The 11,888-nt window shown below is 67.0% G+C and carries 9 protein-coding genes; 6 read left to right on the forward strand and 3 right to left on the reverse strand.

The window, feature by feature from the left end:
• Positions 1–100: 100 nt before the first annotated feature.
• Entirely contained in the window at positions 101–2,890 is a 2,790-nt protein-coding gene (locus FHT36_RS01140) for a valine--tRNA ligase (RefSeq protein WP_169120362.1), read from the forward strand.
• A 515-nt stretch (positions 2,891–3,405) separates the two neighbouring features.
• Positions 3,406–4,287, forward strand: coding sequence for a tetratricopeptide repeat protein (locus FHT36_RS01145; protein WP_169120364.1), 882 nt, complete (start codon positions 3,406–3,408; stop codon positions 4,285–4,287).
• 3 nt (positions 4,288–4,290) lie between these two features.
• Here the strand turns inward: FHT36_RS01145 and FHT36_RS01150 are convergent, their stop codons facing one another.
• The gene (locus FHT36_RS01150) at positions 4,291–4,707 is read right to left on the reverse strand and encodes a GFA family protein (protein WP_169120366.1); all 417 of its coding nucleotides are present in this window, start codon (positions 4,705–4,707) and stop codon (positions 4,291–4,293) included.
• Positions 4,708–4,712: 5 nt separating this feature from the next.
• Entirely contained in the window at positions 4,713–5,501 is a 789-nt protein-coding gene (gene xth / locus FHT36_RS01155) for an exodeoxyribonuclease III (protein ID WP_169120368.1), read from the reverse strand.
• Positions 5,502–5,665: 164 nt separating this feature from the next.
• Here xth and FHT36_RS01160 point away from each other — a divergent pair, with 164 nt between their 5' ends.
• Both FHT36_RS01160 and FHT36_RS01165 read left to right on the forward strand, forming a co-directional pair.
• The gene (locus FHT36_RS01160; protein WP_169120370.1) at positions 5,666–7,072 is read left to right on the forward strand and encodes an MBOAT family protein; all 1,407 of its coding nucleotides are present in this window, start codon (positions 5,666–5,668) and stop codon (positions 7,070–7,072) included.
• A 10-nt stretch (positions 7,073–7,082) separates the two neighbouring features.
• Positions 7,083–8,249 (forward strand): alginate O-acetyltransferase AlgX-related protein, encoded by a 1,167-nt coding sequence (locus FHT36_RS01165; protein ID WP_169120372.1) that lies wholly within the window; start codon positions 7,083–7,085, stop codon positions 8,247–8,249.
• Positions 8,250–8,329: 80 nt separating this feature from the next.
• Here the strand turns inward: FHT36_RS01165 and erpA are convergent, their stop codons facing one another.
• Entirely contained in the window at positions 8,330–8,707 is a 378-nt protein-coding gene (gene erpA / locus FHT36_RS01170; protein ID WP_081837719.1) for an iron-sulfur cluster insertion protein ErpA, read from the reverse strand.
• Positions 8,708–8,852: 145 nt separating this feature from the next.
• Between erpA and FHT36_RS01175 the strand changes: the two genes are divergently transcribed.
• A complete protein-coding gene (locus tag FHT36_RS01175) occupies positions 8,853–10,058 on the forward strand; it encodes a deoxyguanosinetriphosphate triphosphohydrolase (RefSeq protein WP_169120374.1) in 1,206 nt (401 codons plus the stop codon).
• Between the two features lie 36 nt (positions 10,059–10,094).
• A complete protein-coding gene (gene argS, locus FHT36_RS01180; protein ID WP_169120376.1) occupies positions 10,095–11,855 on the forward strand; it encodes an arginine--tRNA ligase in 1,761 nt (586 codons plus the stop codon).
• Positions 11,856–11,888 lie beyond the last annotated feature (33 nt).

The raw sequence follows: 11,888 nt of genomic DNA on the forward strand, positions 1-11,888 counted from the left end.
CGGCTTAAACGCCGGCTGACCCGTTCCGACCACAGCGGACGCGGAGCCGGCCCGGCGCGGTGCGCCGGTGACGGCCGAGCGGCGCCGCGGAGTCCCGTTCATGCTGGAAAAAGTCTTCGATCCCGCCGCCGTTGAAGAGCGCATCGCCGATCGCTGGGAAAATGCCGGCGCATTTCGCTGCGGCCGCCCCGAGCGCAAGGACGCGGAAGGCTTCTCCATCGTCATCCCGCCGCCGAACGTCACCGGCTCCCTTCACATGGGCCACGCGCTCAACAACACGCTGCAGGACGTGCTGGCTCGGTTCGAGCGCATGCGCGGCAAGGACGTGCTTTGGCAGCCGGGCACCGACCATGCCGGCATCGCCACCCAGATGGTGGTGGAGCGCCAGCTCGCCGCCCAGAAGCTGCCCGGCCGCCGGGACCTCGGCCGCGAGGCCTTCATCGAGAAGGTGTGGGCGTGGAAGGCCGAATCGGGCGGCACCATCGTCAACCAGTTGAAGAAGCTCGGCGCCTCCTGCGACTGGTCGCGCGAGCGCTTCACCATGGACGAGGGGCTGTCCCGCGCCGTCCTCAAGGTGTTCGTGCAGCTTTATCGCGAGGGGCTGATCTACAAGGACAAGCGCCTCGTCAACTGGGACCCCAAGCTCATCACCGCCATCTCGGATCTCGAGGTGCTGCAGGTGGAGGTGAAGGGCAATCTCTGGCATTTGCGCTATCCCATCGAGGGCGAGAAGGACCGCTTCATCGTCGTCGCCACCACCCGGCCCGAGACCATGCTCGGCGACACCGCGGTTGCGGTGCACCCGGACGACGAGCGCTACCGCGACCTCATCGGCAAGCACGTCATCCTGCCGTTGGTGGGCCGGCGCATTCCCATCGTTGCCGACGAATATTCCGACCCGGAAAAGGGCTCCGGCGCGGTGAAGATCACCCCGGCGCACGACTTCAACGACTTCGACGTGGGTCGCCGGCACGACCTGCCGATGATCAACGTGCTCGACGCCGAGGCGCGGATCGATCTCTTTGGGATCATTGATGACTGCTCAGATAGGCCGAACGCTTACGTTGAACCTCTAACGCCCAAGAGCGATATCGTTCAGTTCAACGGGCTTGACCGCTTTATTGCTCGCAAGCAGATCGTTCAGGTGCTGACTGCCCTTGAGCTTATAGAGAAGATCGAGCCGCACACACATATGGTGCCGCACGGCGACCGCTCCAACGTGGTCATCGAACCGTGGCTGACCGACCAGTGGTATGTGGACGCCAAGACCCTCGCCCAGCCGGCGCTGGCGGCGGTGCGCGAGGGGCGCACCACCTTCGTGCCGAAGAACTGGGAGAAGACCTATTTCGAGTGGCTGGACAACATCCAACCCTGGTGCATCTCGCGCCAGCTGTGGTGGGGCCATCAGATCCCGGCGTGGTACGATCCCTTCGGCAACGTCTTCGTCGCGGAAGACGAGGACGAAGCATTTGAGCAGGCCATTGTCCACAATGTGGGCAATGAGAGCCTCTCGCCCGAAGTCGCACAAGCGCTGATCGACGATGCAAGCAAGCGCGCCCAGTTCCTCACCCGCGACGAGGATGTGCTGGACACGTGGTTCTCGTCCGCCCTCTGGCCCTTCTCCACGATGGGTTGGCCGGACGAGACGGCCGAGCTGAAGAAGTTCTACCCGACCAGCGTGCTGGTGACGGGCTTCGACATCATATTCTTCTGGGTCGCCCGGATGATGATGATGGGCCTGCACTTCATGGATGGCGAAGTGCCGTTCAAGGACGTCTACATCCACGCCCTCGTCCGCGACGAGAAGGGGGCGAAGATGTCGAAGTCCAAGGGCAATGTCATCGATCCCCTCGACCTCGTGGAGAAGTACGGGGCGGATGCCCTGCGCTTCACCCTCGCCGCCATGGCGGCGCAGGGGCGCGACATCAAGCTCGCCACCTCTCGCGTCGAGGGCTACCGCAACTTCGCGACCAAGCTCTGGAACGCCGTGCGCTTCGCCCAGATGAACGGCTGCGTGCGCACCGAGGGCTTCGATCCGGCGAAGGTGGAGGGCACCCTCAACCGCTGGATCATCGGCGAGGCGGCGCGTGCGTCCTCGGAGGTCTGCGAGGCGATCCTCGCCTATCGCTTCAATGAGGCGGCGGGCGCGGTCTACCGCTTCATCTGGAACGTGGTGTGCGACTGGCACCTGGAGCTGGCGAAGCCGGTGCTCTCCGGCCCCGACGGCGCGGCCAAGGACGAGACCCGCGCCGCCACCGCCTATGTGCTGGACGTGGCCATGGGCCTTCTGCATCCGTTCATGCCCTTCCTCACCGAGGAATTGTGGGCGGAGACGGGCAAGGAAGGGCCGGCGCGCACCAGCCTGCTCGCGCTGGCGCCGTGGCCGGACCTGACCGGCCTCGAGGCGCCCGATGCCGAGGCCGAGGTGGGCTGGGTGGTGGACCTCGTGACCGAGATCCGCTCCGTGCGCGCGGAGATGAACGTGCCGGCCGGCGCGCAGGTGCCCCTCGTGCTCGTGCAGCCCGGCGCGGAGACGACCGCCCGCGTGGCCGCCTGGGACGACGCCGTCCGTCGCCTCGCCCGCCTGTCCGACGTCTCGGTGTCCGATCAGGTGCCCGCCAGCTCGGTCCAGATGGTGGTCCGCGGCGAAGTGGTGGCCCTGCCGCTCGCCGGCGTGGTGGACCTCGGCGCCGAGCTTGCCCGCCTGCGCAAGGAAGAGGGCAAGCTCGACCAAGAGGTCGCCCGCATCGACGCCAAGCTCTCCAACGAGAGTTTCGTCGCCCGCGCGCCCGAGGAAGTGGTGGAAGCCGAGCGCGAGAAGCGTGAGGAGTACATCCTGCGCAAGGAGAAGGTCCGCGCCGCCATCGGCCAGCTCTCCGCTGGTGCCTGAGGGCGCCGTTTTCCGAAACGTCACCGGCTAGTGGCTGAGGCGCGGGGGCAAGTGTTGCCACCGCGCCTCAGTTTTTGCCGACCGTCTTGATCATGGTTAAGACTTGAACTTTCCGGCCGCCTTCTTGCAGGGTCTTGGCACCTTTTATTGTGACAGAGAAGACACACTCCCGATCCTTTGAACGTGCTGGGTTCCCGTAAGGGCCTTACGCCGCGAACTCGCCACAAAACGACATGAAATCGAACCTCAACGCGCGGCGGTGAGCGTAGCCCGGAAAGTGTTTCCGGACGCCGCGCCTGGGATGGGTCCTGATGGACGGTCGTTGCACATGGCGAGAGGATGCCCCGGCGGGCGGCGCCGGGCTTCGCTCGAAAGGTCGCCCCAGAGGTGCCGCTGCTCGGCCTTTCCTCGGCCCCGATATTGCCGTTGCGTCCGGTCATCTTCCCTCCATCATGATTGCGGTTGCGACACACGGGACATTGGGGGGCAAGGTGAGCGTGCCGGCCGGGAGCGCGATGCGCCGCCCCCGCCGCGTGCGCACCCAGGCCGCCGTCGCGAGCATTTTCTTCCTCGCCGTGGCTGGTCTTGCGGCCGGACGCGCCCATGCCTTCGACGGCACCGCGCAGACCCTTCAACCCTACGAGATGCAGCCGCTGACGCCGCCGGCCAACGTGCCGCTGGCGCCGCAGGTCCGCCCCGTGGATGAGGCCTTCCGCACCGGGGCGCAGGCGCTTCGCGCCGGCCAGACCGCCAAGGGCATCGACGCCCTCGGGTATGCCGCCGCACAGGGCCACGCCATGGCCCAGTGGAAGCTCGGCCGCATCTATATGGACGGCGACGGCGTGAAGCGCGACGACGCCAAGGCGTTCGAGTATTTCCAGAAGATCGCCAGCAGCCACGCCGAGGACTATCCCGGGACGGCGCAGTCGCGGTTCGTGGCCAATGCCTTCGTGGCGCTCGGCTCCTATTACCTCATCGGCATCCCCTCCGCCGGGGTGAAGCGGGATCCCTCCCGGGCGCGGGACATGTTCTCCTACGCCGCCTCCTATTTCGGCGACGCGGACGGGCAGTACCAGCTCGGCAAGCTCTATCTCGAAGGCGTCGGCGGCCCCCGCGACGCGCGCAATGCCGGCCGCTGGCTGACGCTTGCCTCGCAGAAGGGCCAGTATGAGGCGCAGGCCACCCTTGGCGTGCTCCTCTTCCGCGGTGACGAGGGCGTGCCCCGCCAGCGGGCCCGCGGCCTCATGTGGTTGACTCTGGCCCGCGATTCCGCCGTCCGTCCCGAGGACAAGTGGGTGGTGAACGCCCACGAGCAGGCTTTCGCCGAGGCGACGCCGGACGAGCGCGAGAAGGCGCTCGGCTATCTGGAAGTGTGGCTGAAGACGGCGAAGCGCTGAGGTCTACAAGTCCGAGGGTCGTTCGCCGTCGTAGTGCGGCAATCCTGCTCCGAGATCACGGGCCATGTGAAGCACCGAGCTGACCCAGATGTGATGGGTGGGCCGTACGCGGTCGGGATCGTCCAGCGTGCCGACAGTCACGTCCACATCGCTCTCCCGCGCCATGTCGAACACGATCGGGCTGCCGCAATTGCCGCAGAAGCGCCTGGCGACGCCGGGGCTCGATTCGAACACGGCCGGCGTGCCGGAGACGAAGGTGACATCCTCCCGCGCCACGGAGACCCAGGGCAGGGCGGCGGAGCCGGAGGCCCGGCGGCACATGGTGCAGTGGCACCAATAGGCGCTTTTCACCCGCTCGAGCCGATAGCGCAGGCGGCCGCACAGGCAGCCGCCCTCAAAGCGCGTCGCATTTCCCGCCATCTGCGTCACGCCGCGATGGAGAAGTCGGCCCAGACCGGCACATGGTCTGAGGGCTTCTCCCAGGCGCGGACATGCTTGTCGACACCCGTGGCAATCAGCCGGTCGGCCGCCTGCGGCGATAGCAGGAGATGGTCGATGCGGATGCCGTTGTCCCGCTGCCAGGCACCGGCCTGGTAATCCCAGAAGGTGAACAGCCGGCCAGCGTCGGAGGTGGCGCGCAGGGCGTCCGTGAAGCCGAGATTGAGGAGGGAGCGGAACGCCTGCCGGGTGCGCGGCAGGAACAGGGCGTCGCTCGTCCAGGCGGCGGGGTCAGCGGCGTCGCGGGACTCGGGAATCACGTTGAAGTCGCCGGCGAGCACCAGGGGCTCCTCCAGCTTCAGCCGGTCGGCGGCAAAAGCGGAGAGGCGCTCCATGAAGCCGAGCTTGTAGGGGTATTTCTCGGTATCAGGCGGGTTGCCGTTGGGTAGGTAGATGCAGGCGACACGCACCACGCCGCCCTTCACCGACACCACCGCCTCGATGAAGCGCGCCTGCTCGTCCCCGTCGTCCCCCGCGAGGCCGTGGGTCACGTCCTCCAGCGGCAGGCGGGAGAGGAGGGCGACGCCGTTGAAGCCCTTCTGGCCGTGGACGCTGACATTATAGCCCAGCGCCTCGAACGGCTCCTTCGGGAAGGCCTCCGTCTGGCACTTGATCTCCTGGATGCAGACCACGTCCGGCCGGCTCTCGCCGAGCCAGCGGACCGCGTGGTCGAGACGCTGGCGGATGGAATTCACGTTCCAGGTGGCGATGCGCATGGGGTGGCGGCTCCTTCGCGGCGGAGGATACGCCGGCCCGCCGGGGAGGCAATGGGGCGGAGCGCCTTACCTATCGCCACGCCTGTCGACATCCGCCAAAGGGTTGCGGCATCGGGAAAAGAGTGGCAGGAACGCCGGATGACAATCTCTGGCGGCCGGGCGGCATGACCTTCGCGTCCATCGAATTCCTGTTCTATTTTTTCCCGCTCTTTCTGGTCGCCTATTTCTCCGCGAAGACCATCACCACGCGGAATTACATCTTTCTTGCCTTCTCACTCGTCTTCTATTCGGCGGGCTATACGCCGCACATCCTCATCCTGCTCGCGTCCGTTGCGGCGAACTTCTTTCTCGCCAAGGCCATCGAGGTGCGCGAAGGCGCAGAGCGCAAGCGCGTGCTGGCGCTGGGCGTGACGCTGAACCTCCTGCTGCTTGGGCTGTTCAAGTATACGGGCTTCCTGGCGGAGAACCTGAACGCCGTCATCGAGCCCATGGGCGTGGCGCTGCCGGTGCCGCAGATTTCGCTGCCGCTGGGCATCTCCTTCTATTCGTTCCACGCCATTTCCTACCTCGCCGACATCTACAAGAAGAAGGTCCACGCCAACCGCGATCCGGCGCAGTTCGCCCTCTACATGTGCATGTTCCCGCAGCTCGTGGCGGGCCCCATCGTGCGCTATGCCACTGTGGCGCGGCAGCTGTCGCAGCGGCGGGTCACGCTGGGGCGCTTCTCGGCAGGCGCGCGGCTGTTCGTCATCGGCCTCGCCTGGAAGGTGCTGATCGCGGATGAGGTGGCGCGGCTCGTGGACGGGGTGTTCGACACCACCACCCACCCGACCTTCGTGGAGGCCTGGCTCGGCCTCTACGCCTATACGGTGCAGATCTATTTCGACTTCGCCGGCTATTCCACCATGGCCGTGGGCCTCGGCGTGATGGTGGGGTTCGTGCTGCCGCGGAACTTCCGGCTGCCCTACACCGCCCACTCCATCACCGACTTCTGGCGGCGCTGGCACATGAGCCTGTCCGCCTTCCTGCGCGATTACCTCTACATCCCGCTGGGCGGAAACCGGCACGGGGAGATGCGCACCTACATCAATCTCTCCGTCGTCTTCCTGCTCTGCGGCCTCTGGCACGGGGCGAGCTGGACCTTCGTGATCTGGGGCGCGCACCACGGCGCCTTCCTCATCATCGAGCGGGCCTTCCTCGGCCGCTGGCTGAAGCGGATGCCCGGTCCGGTGAGCCACCTCTACACGGTACTGGTGGTGATGATCGGCTGGGTGTGGTTCCGCGCTGACAGCCTGCCCGGCGCCATCGACATGTTCCACGGGCTCGCGGGACTCAACGGCTTCAGCCGTGCCTCCATGGCGCTGGGCTTCGGGCTGACGCCGCTCGCCATCATCGCCCTCGTCGTGGGCGGGCTGATCGGCTTCTTCCGCTGGCCGCGCTGGCGGCTCCTGTCGGGGGAGGGGGCCATGGCACGGGTAGCGGATTTCGCGCTGGTCGCGGTGCTGATGCTGGCGAGCGTCGCCTGGGTGGGCGGCACCAATGGCACGCCCTTCCTCTATTACCGGTTCTGAGGAGCGCCCGATGACACTGCTCTCCCGGCATCGCCGCTACCTGGGCGCCATGGTCGCCGGCCTGTTCGGCTTCCTGCTGCTGTCCAACCTCATTCCCGATCCGCTCGCGAGCATGCAGTGGCGCGTGAAGGTGGCGCCTGAATGGGAGTTCAGCCGCAAGCTGGACCTGTGGTTCCGCAACATCGGCATCTTCATCCAGGACAATTTCGGCTTCCGCGCCACCCTGCCGGTGCTGCGCCGGGAACTTCGGGCAGAGCTGAACTCGCCCGACAGCAAGCCCTTCTACGCCGGCCGCGACGGCCAGCTGTTCTGGGGCCGCGAGCAGACGCCGGCGCAATCCGCCGGTGCGCTGGTGCGGACGGCGAACGTGGAGCGCTTCGTCGACATGCTCGGGGAGATGCAGCGCATCCTCGCGCCGCTCGGTACCAAGATCGTGGTCGCCCTGCCGCCCAACGCCCAATCTGTGGAGGTGGAGGCGCTGCCGCTGTGGAACGATGCGCTCACCTACCCCACGACGGAATATGATCTCGCTTTGGCCGGCCTGAAGGCCCGGGGCGTCACCACGGTGGATTTGCGCCCGGTGCTGAAGGCCAGCCCCGCGCCGCGCTATCTCCTCACCGACACCCACTGGAACGCCCGCTCGAGCATTCTTGCCTTCAATGCCGTGATGGTCGCCGCCGGCCATCCCGACTGGCAGGTGGACCCGGCGCAGGTGGTCGGCCAGCTGGAGCCGGCGCCGCGCGGCGATCTGCTGCGCGCCATGCGCATGCCGCCCGAGGTGAAGGAGGAGGACTATCGCCTCAACCTGCCCGCCAAGGCGTCAAAGCCGCGCTTGGACCCTGTGCTGCGCAGCCTCAACGAGCACATCGCCTTCAGGTCGGTGGTGCGGGACTATGCGCCGGAGGGGCTCAAGGTCCTGATCATGGGCGATTCCTTCACCGCCATGTCCTGGCCGCGCCTGTTCGCCAACGCGCCGGTGAAGGAAGTGGCCTGGATGCATGCCTCCGCGCGGGTGACCGGCAATTGCGACTTCAGCTTCGACGACGTGAAGCGCTACGCGCCGGACCTCATCATCTATGCCCGCACGGAGCGCTTCTTCCCCTGCTACGGCGACGACTGGCCCAAGGGTCTGCCGCGCCCGTGGCGCAGCGCCGTGCCGCGCAACGTGGCGCCGTAGCGGGCTTGCGCGCGCACGGTGCAGCCGCACTCGCAGGTGCCGGATCGGTCAGCTCGCGCGCGGCTGCGCCCGAGGAAGGCTCAGACGGCGAAGCTGGAGCCGCAGCCGCATTTGGCGGTGGCCATGGGGTTCGAGATCTTGAAGGCGGAGCCCATCAGGTCGGCCTTGTAGTCGAGCTGGGAGCCCTTGAAATAGTCGAGCGACATGCGATCGACCACGATCTTGGCGCCTTCCTTCTCGATGACGAGGTCGTCGTCCGACTGTTCCTGCGTCACATCATACTTGTAGGAAAAGCCGGAGCAGCCGCCGCCTTCCACGCTGATGCGCAGGAACGTGCCGGCAGGCTCGGGGGAAAGAATCTGGCAGATGCGGCGCGCGGCCGCGTCGGTCACGGTGAAGTCCACTTCCGTCACCGGAGCATCGGCGGGAGCGGTCGTCGGGGCGAGGGAGGTTTCCATGGTATCGACTTTACGAATTGAAGCTGGCAATGGCTTCTAAGGTAAGTCCATCCGCCCCCGATTTAAAGGGAGGGCGGTGCAAAAGGGTTTTGTGCGTCGCCGCAGGGGCTTGTACCGCGCCGGCTGGAATGGGGGAGGGGCGGTCATGGCGGTGAGCGGCGCGACGCCCCGCGTGGCCTGGGCCTGCGAAGCCGAGCGCTCCCGCGGCCGGCTTGTCCCGGAACCCGAGATGCCGCCGCGCAGCCCGTTCCGGCGCGATTGCGACCGCATCATCCATTCCACTGCCTTCCGCCGTCTGAAGCAGAAAACGCAGGTCTTCGTCTTCAACGAGGGCGACCACTACCGCACCCGCCTCACCCACACGCTGGAGGTGGTGCAGGTGGCCCGCTCCATCGCCCGCGCGCTGGGGCTGGACGAGGATCTCGCCGAGGCGCTGGCGCTGGCGCATGATCTCGGCCACCCGCCCTTCGCCCATGCCGGCGAGCGGGCGCTGGACGCCTGCATGGCGGGGCAGGGGGGCTTCGACCACAACGCCCAGTCGTTGCGCGTGGTCACCCGCATCGAAGGCCGCTATGCCGCCTTCGATGGTCTCAACCTGACGTGGGAGACGCTGGAGGGCATCGCCAAGCACAACGGCCCGCTGACCGACCGCGAAGGCAACGGCATCGGCCGCTATCGCGACGGCCTGCCCCACGCCATCCGCGTGCATTCCGCCCAGCAGGATCTCGAATTGTGGAGTCACGCCTCGGCGGAGGCGCAGGTCGCCGCCATTTCCGACGACATCGCCTATGATGTGCACGATCTGGACGACGGCTTGCGCGCCCGCATGTTCACCCTGGACGACATCGCCGGCCTGCCGCTGGTGGGCGAGGCGCTGGCCAGCGTGCGCGGGCGCTATCCCGGCCTCGACGTGCCGCGCACGGTGAACGAGGTGCTCAGGCTGGTCATCACCCTGCTCATCGAGGATGTGGTGGCCGAAAGCACCCGCCGCGCGCAGGCTGCCGGCGTGGCCTCGGCGGAGGATGTCCGGGCCCTCGGCGCGCCCATCGTCGCCTTCTCGGATGCCATGCGGCAGAAGGAGAAGGCGCTGAAGGGCTTCCTCTTTCCGCGCATGTACCGGCACGAGCGGGTCAACCGCATCATGGCCGAGGCGCAGGGGGTCATCCGCGACCTGTTCGCCTATTTCATCAACCGCCCGAAGGACCTGCCGCCCTCCTGGCAGGACGGTATCGAGACGCTGGAAGGCGAGCGCCTCGCCCGCCGCGTCTGCGACTACATCGCGGGCATGACCGACCGCTACGCCCTCGACCAGCACGCCCGTTTCTTTGACTCGACACCGGACTTGCGTTAGGCGCGCCGGCAACCGAACCCGATTGGACCCCATTCCATGAACGTCTACGCGATCTTCGCCGATCACGTCCGCGAAGCCGTCGCCGCCCTTTCCGCCGAGGGCGTCATCAAAGCCGGCCTCGACCTCGCCCGCGTGGTGGTGGAGCCGCCGCGCGATGCGAGCCACGGCGACCTCGCCACCAACGCGGCCATGGTGCTGTCCAAGGACGCCGGCCTGAAGCCGCGCGACCTCGCCGAGAAGATCGCGGGCAAGCTGCAGGCGGTGCCGGGCGTGGCGCGGGTGGACGTGGCCGGTCCCGGCTTCATCAACATCGCCCTCGACGCCGCCTTCTGGCCCAAGGTGCTCGCCGCCGCGCTCACCCAGGGCCTCGACTTCGGCCGCTCGGCATTCGGCGCGGGCGAGAAGGTGAATGTGGAGTACGTCTCCGCCAACCCCACCGGCCCCATGCATGTGGGCCATTGCCGGGGCGCGGTGTTCGGCGATGCCATGGCGCGCCTGCTGGCATTCGCCGGCTTTGCCGTGACCAAGGAGTATTACATCAACGACGCCGGCGCCCAGGTGGATGTGCTCGGCCGCTCCGCCTTCCTGCGCTACCGTGAGGCGGTGACGGGCGAGAAAGCGGACATTCCGGACGGCCTTTATCCCGGCGACTATCTCGTCGCCGTCGGCCAGCAGCTCGCCGAGATGCACGGCGGCGAATACATGGCCGCGCCGGAGAGCGAATGGCTGCCCGTTTTCCGCTCCTTCGCCATCGGCTGCATGATGGAGATGATCCGCGACGACCTCACCGCCCTCGGCATCGAGTTCGACGTGTTCTTCTCCGAGCGCTCGCTGGCCTTCGGCGCGGTGGACAAGGTGGGCGCGACCATCGAGGCGCTGCGCGCGTCGGGCGAGGTCTATGAGGGCCGCCTGCCGCCGCCCAAGGGCGCACCCATCGAGGATTGGGAGGATCGCGAGCAGACCCTGTTCCGCTCCACCGATTTCGGCGACGACGTGGACCGGCCGCTGAAGAAGTCGGACGGCAGCTACACCTATTTCGCCGGCGACATCGCCTACCACAAGGACAAGGTGGAGCGCGGCTTCCTCAAGATGATCGACGTCTGGGGCGCCGATCATGGCGGCTACGTCAAGCGCATGCAGGCGGCGGTGAAGGCGGTGTCGGGCGGCAAGGCCAGCCTCGACGTGGAGCTGATCCAGCTCGTGCGCCTGTTCCGCAATGGCGAGCCGGTACGTATGTCGAAGCGCGCAGGCTCGTTCGTCACGCTGCGCGAGGTGGTGGACGAGGTGGGCCGCGATGCGGTGCGCTTCATGATGCTCTTCCGCAAGAACGACGCGCCGCTCGACTTCGATCTCGGCAAGGTGATCGAGCAGTCGCGCGAGAACCCGGTCTTCTACGTGCAGTATGCCCACGCCCGGGCCAAGTCGATCCTGCGCAATGCCAACGAGCAGTTCGCGGACCTGCCGGCCGAGCCCGCCGGCTTCGCCGGGGCGGTCCTCGCCCGACTCGATGATGAGGGCGAGCTCACGCTGCTGCGCCGCATCGCCTCATGGCCGCGCCTCGTGGAGCAGGCGGCGGCAGCGCGCGAGCCGCACCGCGTCTCCTTCTTCCTGCATGATCTGGCAAGCGAGTTCCACGCCCAGTGGAACCGGGGAAAAGACTTGCCACATTTACGCTTCATTATCGAGAATGATCGAGATTTGACCTCGGCTCGCTTGGCTTTGGTGCATGGCGTGGCCACGGTACTCGCTTCCGGTCTCAAGGTGCTCGGGGTGGAGGCCGTTGACGAGATGAAATAATCGCTCGTCCGGTTGCGGCCTGGCATATGCTGG

The sequence above is a fragment of the Xanthobacter sp. SG618 genome (assembly GCF_012932745.1).
Classification (GTDB): Bacteria; Pseudomonadota; Alphaproteobacteria; order Rhizobiales; family Xanthobacteraceae; genus Xanthobacter; species Xanthobacter flavus.